At 72.5% G+C, this 14,746-nt stretch carries 13 protein-coding genes; 10 read left to right on the top strand and 3 right to left on the bottom strand.

The window, feature by feature from the left end; all coding sequences use genetic code 11:
- Nucleotides 1-24: 24 nt before the first annotated feature.
- The 3 genes from RGQ06_RS02510 to RGQ06_RS02500 are packed head-to-tail and all read left to right on the top strand — an operon-like array spanning nucleotide 25 to nucleotide 4,578.
- Entirely contained in the window at nucleotides 25-2,193 is a 2,169-nt protein-coding gene (locus tag RGQ06_RS02510; protein ID WP_432429721.1) for a HelD family protein, read from the top strand.
- Nucleotides 2,193-3,227: an ABC transporter ATP-binding protein gene (locus RGQ06_RS02505; RefSeq protein WP_432429720.1), complete on the top strand. Its 1,035-nt coding sequence runs from the start codon at nucleotides 2,193-2,195 to the stop codon at nucleotides 3,225-3,227. The genes RGQ06_RS02510 and RGQ06_RS02505 overlap by 1 nt, the downstream gene beginning before the upstream one ends.
- A 13-nt stretch (nucleotides 3,228-3,240) precedes the next feature.
- Nucleotides 3,241-4,578 (top strand): protoporphyrinogen/coproporphyrinogen oxidase, encoded by a 1,338-nt coding sequence (locus RGQ06_RS02500; RefSeq protein ID WP_432429719.1) that lies wholly within the window; start codon nucleotides 3,241-3,243, stop codon nucleotides 4,576-4,578.
- Here RGQ06_RS02500 and RGQ06_RS02495 read toward each other — a convergent pair.
- Complete coding sequence (locus tag RGQ06_RS02495; RefSeq protein ID WP_432429718.1) at nucleotides 4,560-6,029, bottom strand: metallophosphoesterase; 1,470 nt, start codon at nucleotides 6,027-6,029, stop codon at nucleotides 4,560-4,562. The genes RGQ06_RS02500 and RGQ06_RS02495 overlap by 19 nt on opposite strands.
- Before the next feature lie 94 nt (nucleotides 6,030-6,123).
- Here RGQ06_RS02495 and RGQ06_RS02490 point away from each other — a divergent pair, with 94 nt between their 5' ends.
- The gene (locus RGQ06_RS02490; protein WP_432429717.1) at nucleotides 6,124-6,945 is read left to right on the top strand and encodes a hypothetical protein; all 822 of its coding nucleotides are present in this window, start codon (nucleotides 6,124-6,126) and stop codon (nucleotides 6,943-6,945) included.
- Here RGQ06_RS02490 and RGQ06_RS02485 read toward each other — a convergent pair.
- The gene (locus RGQ06_RS02485; protein WP_432429716.1) at nucleotides 6,919-7,689 is read right to left on the bottom strand and encodes a glycosyltransferase family 2 protein; all 771 of its coding nucleotides are present in this window, start codon (nucleotides 7,687-7,689) and stop codon (nucleotides 6,919-6,921) included. The two genes, RGQ06_RS02490 and RGQ06_RS02485, sit on opposite strands and share 27 nt — an antisense overlap.
- A gap of 44 nt (nucleotides 7,690-7,733) precedes the next feature.
- Here RGQ06_RS02485 and RGQ06_RS02480 point away from each other — a divergent pair, with 44 nt between their 5' ends.
- The 5 genes from RGQ06_RS02480 (at nucleotide 7,734) to RGQ06_RS02460 (ending at nucleotide 12,688) form a co-directional block, all read left to right on the top strand.
- Nucleotides 7,734-8,762, top strand: a complete 1,029-nt coding sequence (locus RGQ06_RS02480) for an extracellular solute-binding protein (RefSeq protein WP_432429715.1) — start codon at nucleotides 7,734-7,736, stop codon at nucleotides 8,760-8,762.
- Nucleotides 8,763-8,773: 11 nt separating this feature from the next.
- Nucleotides 8,774-10,348 (top strand): ABC transporter permease, encoded by a 1,575-nt coding sequence (locus tag RGQ06_RS02475; protein WP_432429714.1) that lies wholly within the window; start codon nucleotides 8,774-8,776, stop codon nucleotides 10,346-10,348.
- A gap of 4 nt (nucleotides 10,349-10,352) precedes the next feature.
- Entirely contained in the window at nucleotides 10,353-11,858 is a 1,506-nt protein-coding gene (locus RGQ06_RS02470; RefSeq protein ID WP_432429713.1) for a hypothetical protein, read from the top strand.
- Between the two features lie 96 nt (nucleotides 11,859-11,954).
- A complete protein-coding gene (locus tag RGQ06_RS02465) occupies nucleotides 11,955-12,098 on the top strand; it encodes a hypothetical protein (RefSeq protein ID WP_432429712.1) in 144 nt (47 codons plus the stop codon).
- A 188-nt stretch (nucleotides 12,099-12,286) separates the two neighbouring features.
- Nucleotides 12,287-12,688 (top strand): ester cyclase, encoded by a 402-nt coding sequence (locus tag RGQ06_RS02460; protein WP_432429711.1) that lies wholly within the window; start codon nucleotides 12,287-12,289, stop codon nucleotides 12,686-12,688.
- Nucleotides 12,689-12,722: 34 nt separating this feature from the next.
- Here RGQ06_RS02460 and RGQ06_RS02455 read toward each other — a convergent pair whose 3' ends face one another.
- Nucleotides 12,723-13,394 carry a metal-dependent transcriptional regulator gene (locus RGQ06_RS02455; protein WP_432429710.1) on the bottom strand — a complete coding sequence of 224 codons (672 nt, stop codon included), beginning with the start codon at nucleotides 13,392-13,394 and terminating at the stop codon, nucleotides 12,723-12,725.
- A gap of 59 nt (nucleotides 13,395-13,453) precedes the next feature.
- Here RGQ06_RS02455 and RGQ06_RS02450 point away from each other — a divergent pair, with 59 nt between their 5' ends.
- On the top strand, nucleotides 13,454-14,731 hold the full coding sequence (locus RGQ06_RS02450; protein WP_432429709.1) for a threonine ammonia-lyase: 1,278 nt from the start codon (nucleotides 13,454-13,456) through the stop codon (nucleotides 14,729-14,731).
- The last annotated feature ends 15 nt before the right edge of the window (nucleotides 14,732-14,746 follow it).

Here is a 14,746-nt window from a genome sequence, read left to right as displayed (position 1 = left end):
AGCCTCGAAGGTGATCCTGCGCCGTTGAACGAGCATCCGGAACTGAACGCCGAGCAGGCCTACGTCGACCACGCGTACGACTGCCTGGAGACGGCGCGCGATCGGGCCACGCGGCTGCGATCGATGGTCGAGGTGGGCAAGGGCGGCACCGAGCAGGCCCGCTGGGAGCGGGAGATGATCGAGGGCAGCATCGCGACGCGGCTGACCCAGCTCGACCTGGGTGACAGCTCGCTCGTCTTCGGCCGCCTCGACACCGACGCCGACCACGGCGAGGATGCCTTCTACATCGGGCGCATGTCGGTGGCCGACGACGAGCAGGAGCCCGTGGTCGTCGACTGGCGGGCGCCCATCTCGGAGGCCTTCTACCGGGCCACGGGGCGCCAGCCCATGGGCCTGGCCCGTCGCCGCCACTTCACCGCCCGGGGTCGCACCCTGCTCAACCTCGAAGACGAGCTGTTCGGCGAGGCCGTCCACGGGGACCACGGCGGCATCCGCCTGGCCGATGACGACCGCATCCAGGGCCACGGTGCCCTCATCCGGGCCCTCGAGACCACCCGCACCGGTCGGCTCGGCGACATCGTCGCCACCATCCAGGGCGAGCAGGACGAGATCATCCGCTCGGAGCTCTCCGGCGTGCTCGTCGTGCAGGGCGGCCCCGGCACCGGCAAGACCGTCGTGGCCCTGCACCGCGCCGCCTACCTCCTGTACACCCACCGCTTCCCCCTCGACGGCCAGGGCGTGCTGGTGCTCGGCCCCAACCGGCTGTTCCTCGGCTACATCGACCAGGTCCTGCCGTCGCTGGGCGAGGCCGGCGTGGAGCTGGCGGTGCTGGCCGACCTGGTCGATCGCGAGCGCATCGACGGCGAGGACCTCCCGCGGGTCGCGCGGGTCAAGGGCGATGCCCGCATGGCCCACGTGGTCCGCAAGGCCATCGCCGACCGCGAGCGCGAGCTGCGCGCCGACCTGCGCGTCGGCTTCGGCGCCCAGACCCTGGTGTGCACGGTGGACGACAGCGCCCGCATCGTGGCCGACGCCCACCGCCGCTACCACCGCCACAACGCCGGCCGGAAGCACGTCGAGCAGCGCCTGTTCGAGGTCCTGGCCGACTCGGCCCGCAACCCGGTGCGGGACGAGGACGTGCGCGACCAGCTGCGCCGCCACCCGGCGGTGGTCGCGGCCCTCGAGTGGATGTGGCCGGTGCTCACGCCGGCCGAGCTGCTGCACGACCTGTTCGGGTCCCGCGCTCTCATCGACCTGGCCAGCCGCAAGTGGCTCACGCCCGACGAGCAGGCCGAGCTGCACCGCCCCCGGACCTCCATCGACCAGGTCACCTTCACCTGGCAGGACGTGCCCCTGCTGGACGAGGCCCGGGAGCGCCTCGGTCCCCGCCGCAAGCGCAAGGGCCAGGACGACGAGATCCGCACGTACGGCCACATCGTCGTCGACGAGGCCCAGGACCTCTCGCCGATGCAGCTGCGCATGGTGGCCCGGCGGTCGCTGTCGGGCTCGCTGACCATCGTCGGCGACATCGCGCAGGCCACCGGCGCGTGGGCGCACGAGAGCTGGGAGGAGATCCTCGAGCACCTCCCCACCAAGCGGGGCACCCGGCAGGCCGAGCTCACGGTCGGCTACCGCATCCCGGCCAAGAACATGGAGATGGCGACGCGGGTCCTGCGGGTCGCCGCCCCGGAGCTCACCCCGCCGATCTCGGTCCGCGAAGGCGGAGATCCACCCGTGGTGAGCCGGGCCGACACCGGCGCGCTGCACCAGCTCGTCGCGGAGGTGACGAGGGCCGAGGCGGCCGAGGTCGACCCGGGCTCGCTCGCCGTCATCGTCCCGGCCACCTTCGTGGAGCAGGTGTCCGAGGCCCTCACCGCGGCCGGCATCGAGCACGGTCGGGCCACCCGCCAGGGCCTCCGCCAGCCGGTCACCATCGTGCCCGTGGGCATGGTGAAGGGCCTCGAGGTCGACGCGTCCGTCGTTGTCGAGCCGGCCGCCATCGTGGACGAGGAGGCCCAGGGACTGCGGGCCCTCTACGTGGCGCTCACCCGCGCCACCAAGCGCCTCGCCATCGTCCACGAGCGCCCGCTGCCCGACTTCCTCGCCGAGCCCGGCCCAGACCGCGACACGGTGCAGGCCAACGGCCACGACAGCCAGCTGCGGCTCGACCTTCCGGTCGAGGAGGCGGGCTGATGAGCGAGATCACCGCTCGGGGCATCACGGTCTCCTTCGACGGCACCGAGGTGCTGCACGGCGTCGACCTCGACGTCGCCGAGGGCAGCGTCGTGGCCCTGCTGGGCCCGTCGGGCTGCGGGAAGACCACGCTGCTGCGCTCCATCGCCGGCCTCGAGCGCCCCACCGGCGGCGAGGTCCGCATCGGCGACACGCTGGTCAGCGGCCCCGACACCCAGGTCCCGCCGGAGCGGCGCCGCATCGGCATGGTCTTCCAGGACTGGGCGCTGTTCCCGCATCTCACCGTGGCAGGCAACGTGTCCTTCGGCCTGCCCCGGGCCGAGCGAAAGGGGCCCCGCGTCGAGGCCGCGCTCGAGCTCGTCGGCCTCGAGGGCTTCGGCGACCGCATGCCGGGCACGCTCTCCGGCGGCCAGCAGCAGCGGGTGGCGCTCGCCCGGGCGCTGGCGCCCGAGCCCTCGGCGCTGCTCCTCGACGAACCGTTCTCCAACCTCGACACCACCCTGCGAGCCCGGGTCCGCACCGAGGTCCACGAGCTGCTGCACCGGGTCGGCATCACCACCGTGTTCGTCACCCACGACCAGGACGAGGCCTTCGTGCTCGGCGACGACGTGGCGGTGATGTCCGAAGGCGTCATCGTCCAGCAGGCACCGCCCCACGAGCTGTACGCGAACCCGGCCAGCGCATGGGTGGCGCACTTCGTCGGCGACGCCAACCTCGTCCCCGGGGTCGCCCGCCACGGTCGGGCCTCCACCGCCCTCGGCGACATCGACCTGCGCAGCGAGGTGGAGGGGTCCTGCGAGGTGCTGCTGCGGCCGGAGGACCTGATGCTCGACACGGCTGCGGACGGCGACGTCAGCAAGCCGGTGCGCGTCGAGCTGGTCGAGTACTACGGCCACGACACCGTGTACCTGGCGACCCTGGACGACGGCACCCGGGTGCGCGTGCGGGAGGTCTCCGTGCCGCGGTTCGACCGCGGCGACGTGGCCTCGATCCGCACGACCGGCCGCGCCGCGGTCGCGTTCACCGCCGGCTGATCGCCGGAACGCCGTGCACGTCGTCATCGGAGCAGGGCCCGCCGGGCTGGCCGCCGCGTGGCAGCTGCGGCGCGACGGCCACGAGGTGCGGGTGCTGGAGGCGTCGGACCACGTCGGCGGCATGGCCGGCGTCCGCGAGGTCGCCGGCGTCCGGGTCGACCTCGGCAGCCACCGCCTCCACCCGTCCACCCCGCCGTGGCTCCTCGACGAGCTCGGCCAGCTGGTGGAGCTGCAGGAGCGGCCCCGCAACGGCCGCATCCGCATGGGCGGGCGCTGGGTGCCGTTCCCGCTGACGCCGATGGGTCTGGTGCGCGGCCTCCCCGCCCGGGTCGCGGCGCGCGCCGCTCTGGACGCCGCGGTCGCGCCGCTGCGTCGACCGAAGGCCGACACCTACGCCGAGGTGGTCCGGGCCGGCCTCGGGCCGACGGTGTGGCGGCGCTTCCACGAGCCCTACGCCTGGAAGCTGTGGGACACCGACCCCGACCTGCTCGCCGGCGAGCTGGCCCGCCGCCGGGTGTCGGCATCATCCCCGGTGGACATCGCCCGGCGCCTCGCCCGCGGCGTGCGCTCGAGGCCCACGTTCCTGTACCCCCGGCGGGGGTTCGGCGCCATCGCTGAGGCCCTGGCCGCCCAGGTGCCCGTGGACACGGGTCGGCGGGTGAACCGCGTCATCGAGCACCACGACCGGGTCATCGTCGGGCTCTCCGACGGCCGGTTGGTGACGGCCAGCCACGTCCACGCCACCGTGCCCGCCTGGCGGGTCGCCTCCTGGCTCGGCCTGCACGAAGACCCCGTCGGCCCGCCGCCGGTGCGGGCGATGGTGCTCGTGTACCTGGTGCTCGACCGCCGGCCCTACACCCCCTTCGATGCCCACTACCTGCCCGACCGCAACGTGCTGCTCAGCCGCCTGTCGGAGCCGGCCAACTACCGCGACAGTGCCGAGGACCCCACCGATCGCACCGTGCTCTGCGCCGAGATCCCCTGCTGGCAAGGTGACGACGTGTGGTCCGCCGGAGACGACGCGCTCGGCGCCCGGGTGGCCGACGACCTCGTGCGGAGCGGTCTTCCCGACCCCCGCCACGTCGCCGTCCACGTGGAGCGCCTCCCGTCGGTGTACCCGGTCATGACCCCCCAGTCGCTCGGGGCCCTGGCCCGAGCCGAGCGCGCCCTCACGATGTCGACGCGGGTCACGGTGCTCGGCCGCCAGGGCCTGGCCACACCGGACAACACCCACCACGTGCTGGAGATGGGCGTGCGGTCGGCGCGCTGCGTCCGGCCGGACGGCACCTTCGACCACGCGGCCTGGGCCGAGGCGCGCGATGCGTTCCGGAGCTACGTCGTCGAGGATTGAGCGCCGGGCCCGAGGTCCGAGTGCAGCACGATCGGTGTCGGGTGCTCGGTGCCGTCGGGTCGGTGGACGACCAGTCGCTGGATGGTCCCCTCGTCCGAGATGTCGGTCACCGGTGTGAGCGTGCAGCGGTCGCCGTCGATCTCGACGAGCAGGAAGTGGCCCTCCGCAGCCCACCCTTCGGTGTGTGCGGCCTCGAACCCCTCGGGCCTGCCGTCCCGCACCTTCCCTCCGGCGCCGGTCACGACGTAGGTGATCCCGTGGTGGCGGCTGAGCTGGAAGTTGTGCTCGTGGCCGGCGAGCACGAGCCGCACGCCCGAGCGCTCGAAGAGCGGGACCAGCTCCTCGACCATGGGCTCGGTGTTTGGGTGGTGCGGTCCGGCGCAGAAGGCGGGGTGGTGGGAGAACGGGATCCGCCAGCGGGGGAACGGCTCGCCCTCGGTGTGGCCTTCGTCTCGGAAGATGTCCTCGAGGAACGACCGGTGTCGGGGGATCTGGAAGAACTGGTCGTGCTCGTCGTCGTCCGAGGCCAGCGTGGTGTCGATGGCGATGAGCTCGACGTCGGCTCCCACGTCGAAGCGGTAGTTGAGCCCGGGATCGACGCTGGCCCGCCCGACCTCTGCGCCCTCGGCGAAGCGCACGTCGGTGAACATGTTGTCGGCGAGCTGGTCGCGGTCGTCGGAGTGCTCGGTGTCGTCGGTGTCGTGGTTCCCGACGGACGGGTACACCGGGACCCTGTTGATGACGTGTCGGTACGGCTCGTAGAAGCTGAAGTACCAGTCGTCGTCGTGGCGGCCCGTCCCGGCGGCGGTGTCCTCGTCACCCAGGTAGACGTTGTCGCCCGTCGTCACCACGAGCTCGACGTCGTGGTGCTCGACCGCCCGCTCGAGTGCCGTGGCCAACCGGTGCTGGACTCCGCCCCGGCCCTCGGACGCGAGGATGCCGATGCCGTAGTCGCCGAGCACGGCGAAGCTCACGGGGGCACGATCCCGCACCGCCGGGAACGTGCGGAAGGTGTTGTCGTATCGGCGGCCACGGTCGACGAGGCGGAAGCCGCCCTCGTCCACCTCACAAGCACGTGTGGGTCCGGCCGCCCACTCGTCGCCGTCCACCAGGACCCGGTACCGGTAGCGCGTGCGCGGCTCGAGACCCCGGACCCAGGCGTGGTTGACATCGTCGACGGTGGCGGCGCCGGCCAGCTCCCCGGTCTCGAGGGACCGGACCTCGACCCGCGCCGCGCCGTAGGGCTTCGATCGAGCGCCGATGGTGTCGCGCCGCTCGATCTCCTCGATGTCGGCGAACGCCGGGTCCTCGACGATCGTCCAGTGACCGTCGGGGTCGTCGGGTGGGCGGAACCAGAACCCGCCCCAGGAGAACAGGGCGTCGTCGTGCGTCAGCCCGGCCAGGTGCAGGAACGGCTCGAAGTGCAGCTCGGGGTGCGTGGGGATCGGCATGGGTCCTCCGGGTGGTCCAGGAGCGACGTACCCATCCCGCACCGGCTCCACCCCGGTGATGCTGGTCCTGGCCGCGATCGGGTAGCAGGGAGTCGTGCTCGTCGACCGCCTCCCGGCCCGGACCGCAGGTCGGATGATGGTCGTGACCGCGGCGGTCGGCGTCGTCGTGGCGGTCGTCGGCACCGTCGTCGCCTGGCAGCTGGTGGGCCAGGTCGGAGGAGCCGTCGATGAGTCGCTGGCCATCACGGACGAGTCGGTGGCCACGATCGAGGACACGATCGTGGTGGCCGGCCAGGTCGTCGACGACGTCGGCGCCGCCCTCGGCGCCCTCGACGACGTCCTGGTCCAGCTCCGGGACGGCACCCGCGACGTCGAGCCCGTCCTCGGGGACGTCGAGGACCTCACCACCGACGTCCCCACCGCGCTCGGCGCCTTCCAGGACACCCTCGACCGGGTCGCCGGCGCGGCCGGTGAGGTCGACGCCATCCTCGTGCAGCTGGCTCGGCTGCCCCTCGCCCCGAGCTACGACCCGGAGACCACGCTCTCGGCCCAGCTCGACCAGCTCTCCGACGACCTCGACCCCGTCATCGACACCTTGGCCGCGTCAGGGCAGGACCTCTCGGCACTGCGCGCCACCACGTCAGAGCTGCGCGCCGAGCTCGGGGGCCTCACGTCCGACGTGCGGGCCCTCGTCACCCGCATGGACGAGAGCGCCGAGCTGATCGACCGCTACCAGGATCAGGCCGGCCGAGCGGGCGACCTCGTCGACGAAAGCCGCGGAGAGCTGGACGGGAGCGTCACCGCCATGCGGCTGCTGGTGGTGCTCGGCGGCCTGGTGTTCGCTGCCGGCCAGCTCGTCCCGCTGTGGGTCGGGTCCGGCCTGCTGTCGTCAGATCCGGCGCGTCGCCACGACTGACGCCGGCGCCGGCCGCGCGGTCGGTGCCGGCCACGCACGGCGGACACGCCACATCGTGGGCAGCACCCGACGCATGTAGGTGGGCAGGCGGACGAAGGAGCGCCCGACCTGGCGGTGCGCGTAGGTGATCGGCACCTCGACGTAGCGGAAGCCGCGACCGAGCAGGTCGAGCGTGAGCACCTGCGCGTAGTTGTAGTCGTGGGCCACCACGGTCGCCGCCGCGGCCTCGCCGGACAGGGCGCGGTACCCGGACTGGCCGTCGGTCAGCGGCACCCCCCGACGCCCGGCGGTGCTCGCCGAGGTGAGGGCCGTGAGGAAGCGGTTGCCCAGCTCCCGGTGCGGCTTCATGCGTCGTGCGCCACCGAGGAACCGGGACCCCACGACGTAGTCGGCGGCACCGGTGAGCACGGGGGCGACCAGGGTCTCCAGCTCGGCCGGGTCGTACTCGAGGTCGGCGTCGCAGAAGGCGACGGCGGCTGCGCCCTGCGAGGCGCCCCAGGCCAGACCGATCCCCACCGCGGCGCCGAGGCCCAGCCCCGGGGTGCGCACGACGTCCGCGCCGCAGGCCCGGGCCGCGTCGCCGGTGCCGTCGACCGACCCGTCGTCGACCACGAGGGTGCGCACCGGGTGGTCGCGGCCGGCGACGGTGACGGTGCGAGGCGCACGGGCGAGCACGTCGGCCACGGTGGCGACCTCGTCACGAGCGGGCAGGAACAGCACCACGGGAGCGCCAGGGACCGGCATTAGGCGGACTTTACACGCCAGGGTCGGCCTCCTAGCATCCCGGCATGCCCGCCCCCCGTTCCCGACTGACCCGTGCCTGGAAGGGCGTGGTCGCGTCGCTGTGCGCCGTGGCCCTCGTGGCGCCGGCCTGCTCCACCGACGAGGACCGGCTCACCATCTACAGCGGCCGGACCAGCGACCTGATCAAGCCGCTGCTGGACCAGTTCAGTGAGGACACGGGCACCAAGATCGACGTGCGCTACGGCGACTCGGCCGACCTCGCCCTGCTCATCGACGAGGAGGGCGACCGCAGCGAGGTCGACGTGTTCATCTCCCAGTCGCCCGGGGCCGTCGGGTTCCTGGACGAGCAGGGCACGCTCAGCGAGCTCGACCAGTCGCTGCTCGATCTGGTCGACGACGACTTCCACGCCGGCGACGGCGAGTGGATCGGTCTGTCCGGTCGGGTGCGGGTGCTCGTCTACAACACCGATCTCGTCGAGGAGTCCGAGCTGCCCGGATCCGTGCTCGACCTGACCGACGAGGAGTTCGTCGGCCGGGTGGCGGTGGCGCCGAACAACGGCTCCTTCCAGGACTTCGTCACGGCCATGCGCATCGAGCTGGGCGACGACGCGGCCACCGAGTGGCTTTCCGGCATGGTCGCCAACGACTCGCCGACCTACTCCAACAACACCGCCATCGTCGAGGCCGTCACCCGGGGCGAGGTCCCGATGGGCCTGGTCAACCACTACTACCTCGAGCGTGCGCTGGACGATGATCCCGACCTGCCGGCCGCGAACCACTTCTTCGACGAGGGCGACATGGGCTCGCTGCTCATCACCACAGCCACGGCGATCATGGCGGGCAGCGACCAGACCGAGGACGCGCGGTCCCTCGTCGAGTTCCTCCTGTCCGAGGAGGCCCAGCGCTACTTCAGCGAGGAGACCTTCGAGTACCCCCTCGCCCGGGACGTGCCCCAGGCCGAGTCGGTGCCCGCGCTGTCGACGATCAACACGACCACGATCGATCTGGACGGGCTGGGTGGCGGGCTGGCCCGCACCGCCGAGCTGATCCAGGACAGCGGCCTGGACCGCTAGTGCTCGGCACGATGCGCCGGCGCGCACCGGTCGCCCTCTCGGCGACATCGGTGCTCGTCGCGCTCGTGTTCGCCACGCCGCTGGCGTACCTGATCTCCCGCGTCGCCGTCGGGGACGTGCGCATGTCCTCGGTCGTGTCCGACGACCGGGTGCAGGACGCCCTGTGGCGCACCATCGTCCTCGCCTCGTTGGTGGCAGCGTCGGCTGCGGTGATCGGCACGGCGCTCGCCTGGCTGGTGGCCCGCTCCGACGTCCCGTACCGGCGGGTCTTCGCGGTGCTCGTGCCGCTGCCCCTGGTGTTCCCCTCCTTCGTGGGCGCGCTCGCGCTGCGGGCGTCGGTGTCGCCCGGCGGGCTGCTCGAGTCGGTGCTCGGGCCGTTCGGCGTCGACCGCCTCCCGCAGATCGACGGCCTGTTCGGCTCCTGGCTGGTGCTCACGCTGTTCACGTACCCCTACGTGCAGCTGCCTGTGGCGGCCCGCCTGCGCGCCCTCGGCCCCTCCATCGAGGAGTCGGCCCGGATGCTGGGTCGGCGGCCGCTCGCCGTGTTCTTCCAGGTGGTCCTGCCCCAGGCCCGAACCGCCATCGCCGCCGGCACGCTGCTCGTGTTCCTGTATGCCGTGTCGGACTTCGGCGCGGTCGACCTGCTCGGCTACCCAGCGCTCACCCGGGTCATCTACGCCAACCGGGTGCTGCGCCGCGACCTGGCGATGGCCCTGGGGCTGGTGCTCGCCATCGTCGCCCTCATCGTGACCATCGCCGAGCGGCGGGTGGGCCGCAACGCCGCGGTGGCGCAGGGGCTGCGCACGAAGCACTCGCTCACGGTGTCCCTCGGCCGGTGGCGCTGGCCGGTGTTCGGCCTCGCCGTCTTCTTCCTCCTGAACGCCATCGTCGCCCCGGTGGCCTCGCTCGTGCACTGGACCCGGCGGGGCATCACCTCGGGCTCGCTCGAGGTCGGCGACGCCGACCTCTGGACCCCCGTGCTCAACACGGCGGGCATCTCGATGGTGACCGCGCTCGTGGCGGTCGTCGTCGTACTGCCCCTGGCCTTCCTCGCCACCCGGTACCGCAGCCGGGTCGCCGGCCCCGCCCTCACGATGGTCGTGGCCGGCTTCGCGCTGCCCGGCATCGTCATCGCGCTGTCGATGGTGTTCCTGTCGCTGAACACCCCGGTGCTCGATGCCTTCTACCAGACCTTCCCGCTGCTGGTGCTGGCCTACGTCGTGCACTTCGGCGCCCAGTCGGTCCGGGCGGCCAGCGTCGCCGTCGGGTCCGTGCCCGGTCGGCTCGACGACGCCGCCCGCATGCTCGGCGCCCAGCGGTGGAGGCGTCTGCTGCGCATCGACGCGCCCCTGATGGCTCCGGGCCTGGCCGCCGGCGGCGGCCTCGTGCTGCTGTCGACCATGAAGGAGCTGCCGGCGACGCTGCTGCTCGCGCCCACCGGCTTCGAGACCCTCGCCACCCGGATCTGGTCGGCCACGGAGGAGAACGCGCTGGCCGAAGCCGGTCTCGCCGCGCTGGTCCTGCTGGTCGTGTCCGGCCTGCTCACCTGGGTGCTGGTCGTGCGACGCGCCGAGCTGCTCGACTGATCCCGTGGAGCTGCGCCGGCTGCTGGCGGCCGTGTTCGCCGTGGTCGCGCTGTGGGCGCTGCTCGGCTCCGGGGTGCGGGCCACCTACGGCGCCCGGGTCACCGCGGACGAGCCCCAGTACCTGCTGAGCGCGATCAGCCTGGTCGAGGACGGCGACCTCGACATCGCCGACGAGCTCGCGGTCGAGCGCTGGCGGGACTTCCACGACGCCCAGCTGCCCCGCCAGACCGAGCCCCGTCCAGACGGGTCCGAGCTCAGCCCCCACGACCCACTCCTGCCCGTGCTCCTCGCCCCCGGTGTGGCGGTCGCCCAGGTCGTCGCCGGCGACTGGCAGCACGCCGAGCTCGCCGGCGCGCGCGTGGTGCTGGCGCTGGTGGCCGGTGCCCTGGCCGCACTCCTGGTGCGGACCGCGGTCGCTCGCCTCGGGGTGCGCCGGTCCACCGCCGTCGTGGTCGTTGGCGCCTTCGCGCTGGCCGCCCCGTTGAGCACCTACGGCAATCAGCTGTATCCCGAGCTGGTCGCTGCGCTCGCGGTGGCCGTGGGGGCGGCAGCCCTCCTGGAACTGGCAGCGGCTGCGGAACACCGTCGTCGGTGGGGGTCGACCGTTGCGTGGGTCGGTGCGGTCGTGGCCCTGCCGTGGCTCGGCGTGAAGTACGCAGCCGTCGCGGCGGCGATCGCTGCGCTCGGCCTGGTCTTCGACCGCCGGCACCGGGTCGCCGCCCTGGTGGCGCTCGTCGTTGCCGGCGTCGCCTACCTGGTGGTGCACCAGCGGGTGTACGGGGGCTGGACCGTCTACGCGGCGGGCGACCACTTCGTCGACGGCGAGCTCACCGTCGTGGGCAACGACCCCGACCACCTCGGGCGGACCGTGCGCCTGGCCGGACTGCTCGTGGACCGCCACTTCGGCCTGCTCGTGTGGGCGCCCGCCTACCTGCTGGCTCTGCCGGCTGTCGGGGCGCTGCTCCGTCGCCGGGACCGCATCGCTGCGGTGCTGCTCGTCCCGCTCGCCGCCGGGTGGGCGACCGCCACCTGGGTGGCGCTGACCATGCACGGCTGGTGGTGGCCGGGCCGCCAGGTGGTCGTCGTCCTGCCGCTGGCCGTCCTGGCGGTGACGGTCTTCGTCGATCGGGAACGCCGCGCCGGCGCCCGGTGGGTCTGGCCTGTCCTCGTCGGCACGGGAGCGGTCGGGGTCACCACGTGGGCGTGGCTCGCGATCGAGGCCACGTTCGGCGGTCTGCGGCTGATCGTGGACTTCGACCGCACCACGAACCCGTGGGTGCAGGCCGCTCACCTCGTGCTGCCCGACCTGCGTGAGGGTGGCTGGGCGACGGATCTCGTGCTCTCGGTGTGGGCCGTGGTGCTGCTCGCCCTGGCCGCGTGGGGATGGCGTCGGGGCCGTTCCGGGAGGCGTGGCACGAGGCCGGCGTCCGCGTCGCGGCCCGGTTCTGGCCCGCCGTCCGCCGACTCCAGCCGAGGCGACACCGCCGGGTCACCCCCAGGGCACCGCTGACTCGAATGGCAACGTGTGGACGGATCAGAACCGGGGGGTCCGAATCGGTCCACACGTCGGCCGGCCGTCCCGGAGTGCCGGTTCATCAACCAGCCCGTGGAGGTCAGTGACCTCCGTCCCCTGCTCGAGCAGGTGCTCGACACCGAAGGGGCAGCGCAACTGCTGATCCGGTTCGGCTACGCCGACTACTCGCCCTACAGCTTGCGACGACCCGTCGATGACGTGATCGCTGCCCCGTGAACGACGAGACAGCAACGCCCGTCCCTCTCTGTCGTACGACACCTTGCGGCTGACCAAGCCGGGACCGATCCCGCCGGAAGAGCCGGCCCACGATGCGGCCCGGGGCTCGTTGCTGTCTGCGCGCTGTTCCGATCCCCGCCTACCGTTCGTCAGGACACCTGGTACGAGAAGACACACGGGATGTGGTCATGAGTGCTCGGGAGCGGTTCGTTCATCAGATGTTCGGCGAGGCGTGGAGCCGCGGCCGTACCGAACTCGTCCAGGAGCACATCGGCGATGTGACCTTTCACCACGGTGGCGACGGTCGGCGCACTGACGGCCACGAGCTGGCGTCCGTGATCGAACGGTGGCGCGATGGATTCCCGGACCTGCAGTTCGTGATCGAGGACCTCGTCGAGGGCAACGATCGCATTGCCGTGCGTGCCCGCCTGCGCGGGACTCACCTGGGACCGTGGAGAGGCATCGCGCCCACGGAACGCACGATCGACATCGATGTGATGATGTTCTTCGTCTGGAAGGACGACCGTCTCGCAGAGATCTGGGAGGTCGATGACGCCCAGCGCAGAGACCGCCAGTTGGGCCTTGTGTGAACGCCGCCGGTCGGCGCGCTCGTTCCAGCTGGTCTCAGCTGGCGCTGACGAGGATCCGCTCGCTGGCGAAGGCGCCGATGCCGACGGTGTGGCCGTCGATCTCGACGGTGGTGGTGCCGTCGGGGGACATGGCCGTGACGGTGCCGGCGGTGCCCGGGGTGACCATCGCATCCTCGAGGAAGTCGAGCAGGCCGGGGGTGAACTCGAGCTCTTCGGGGATGCGGTCGACCACGAAGGTCGAGCCGACGGCCACGCTGGCGAGCGGGGTCGTGTCCGGCTCGGCGTAGCGGGAACCGGGGATCGGGTTGCCGTGGGGGCAGGTGGTGGGGGAGCCGAGCACGGCGTCCATGGCCTCCTCGACCTCGGTGGACATCACGTGCTCCCACCGGCCGGCCTCCTGGTGGGCGACCGCCCAGGAGAGCCCGAGGATGTCGGTGATGAAGCGCTCGGCCAGGCGGTGGCGGCGCACCACGCGCTCGGCCAGGCGCTGGCCGGCGTCGGTGAGGGAGATCTTGCCGCCGTCGGTGGCCACCAGGCCCTCGTCGGCGAGCTTGCGGATCATCTCCGAGACCGCCGGTCGGGAGACGTCGAGGCGCTCGGCGATGCGGGCCTGGATGACGGCGATGTCGTCCTCGGCGAGCTCCCAGATCGCCTCGCAGTACTCCTCGAACGCCGGATGCCACTCGGGGGTGGTGTACTCGGCCATCCTGAGATCCTAGGGCCCTGCGGCCCTCATCGGACTCCGCACCGTGACACGATGCAGCCGTGCATCAGGGACGGCTGCCGGTGACCTTCGAGGACGTGCGCGCCGCGCACGCTGCCATCGCCGGTGCCGTCGTCCGCACCCCGATGGCCCGGTCGCACACCCTGTCGGCCATCACCGGGGCTGACGTGTGGGTGAAGTTCGAGAACCTGCAGTACACGGCGTCCTTCAAGGAGCGCGGTGCCCGGAACCGGCTCCTGCGCCTCGAACCCGGGCAGTCCGACGCCGGCGTCGTGGCCATGTCGGCCGGCAACCACGCCCAGGCCGTCGCCCACCACGCCACCCTGCTCGGCATCCGCTCGACCATCGTGATGCCGGAGGGCACGCCGGCCAACAAGATCTCGGCCACCGAGGACAACGGCGCCACGGTCGTGGTGGCCGGCACCAACCTCGACGAGGCCAAGGACATCGCGATGCAGATCGTCGCCGAGGAGGGTGCCACCTTCATCGCCCCCTACGACGACCCCGCCATCATCGCCGGCCAGGGCACCTGCGGCATCGAGCTCATCGAGGACGGGCCGGACCTCGACGCGCTCCTCGTCCCGGTCGGTGGCGGCGGACTCTTCTCGGGGATCTGCGTGGCGGCCCGGACCCTGGCCCCACGGATCGAGCTCATCGGCGTGCAGTCCGAGCTGCACCCGGCGATGGTCCTCGCCACCGGCCGCACCGCCGCACCGCCGGACCTCACCTGGGGCCCCACCATCGCCGAGGGCATCGCGGTGAAGACGCCGGGCCGGCTCACCACCGAGATCATCACCGCCCTCGCCGACGACGTCGTGACGGTGCCCGAGCGCCTCATCGAGGAGGCGGTGATCTGGTTCCTCGAGATCGAGAAGATGGTCAGCGAGGGCGCCGGCGCCGCGCCGCTCGCCGCCCTGCTCGACGATCCGGACCGCTTCGCCGGCCGCACGGTGGGGCTCGTCCTCTCGGGTGCGAACATCGACCTGCGGCTGCTGTCGGCGGTCATCATGCGCGGCCTGGCCCGCACCGGTCGCCTGTGCCGGGTGGTGATCGAGGTGCCCGACAGCCCGGGCGCGCTCGGCGAGCTCACCGCGGCCGTCGGTCGGGCCGGGGGGAACATCGTCGACCTGTGGCACCACCGCGAGTTCGGTGTGCACTCCGCCCGCGTCACCGAGATCGAGCTGCTCGTCGAGACCCGCGACGGCGAGAGTGCCGAGCAGCTGAAGGAGTCCCTGAGCGGGCAGGGCTACATCGTCGACGACGTGCCGCGCCGTGCTGCGGTCCGCACGCCGTCGCCGGATCCACGAACGGGTCCGTGATCCACACCACGACCA

The sequence above is a fragment of the Salinilacustrithrix flava genome (genome assembly GCF_041228405.1).
In the GTDB taxonomy this organism is placed as follows: domain Bacteria; phylum Actinomycetota; class Acidimicrobiia; order Acidimicrobiales; family Salinilacustritrichaceae; genus Salinilacustrithrix; species Salinilacustrithrix flava.
The sequence above is the reverse complement of the archived record's forward strand: the minus strand, read 5'-3'. Positions and strand labels throughout refer to the sequence as shown.

Excerpts from the sequence above, each read along its gene's own strand:
- RGQ06_RS02485 (WP_432429716.1), bottom strand. The coding sequence starts at position 7,689 with ATGCCGGTCCCTGGCGCTCCCGTGGTGCTGTTCCTGCCCGCTCGTGAC.
- RGQ06_RS02495 (WP_432429718.1), bottom strand. The coding sequence starts at position 6,029 with ATGCCGATCCCCACGCACCCCGAGCTGCACTTCGAGCCGTTCCTGCAC.
- RGQ06_RS02455 (WP_432429710.1), bottom strand. The coding sequence starts at position 13,394 with ATGGCCGAGTACACCACCCCCGAGTGGCATCCGGCGTTCGAGGAGTAC.
- RGQ06_RS02480 (WP_432429715.1), top strand. The coding sequence starts at position 7,734 with ATGCCCGCCCCCCGTTCCCGACTGACCCGTGCCTGGAAGGGCGTGGTC.
- RGQ06_RS02475 (WP_432429714.1), top strand. The coding sequence starts at position 8,774 with ATGCGCCGGCGCGCACCGGTCGCCCTCTCGGCGACATCGGTGCTCGTC.
- RGQ06_RS02505 (WP_432429720.1), top strand. The coding sequence starts at position 2,193 with ATGAGCGAGATCACCGCTCGGGGCATCACGGTCTCCTTCGACGGCACC.
- RGQ06_RS02460 (WP_432429711.1), top strand. The coding sequence starts at position 12,287 with ATGAGTGCTCGGGAGCGGTTCGTTCATCAGATGTTCGGCGAGGCGTGG.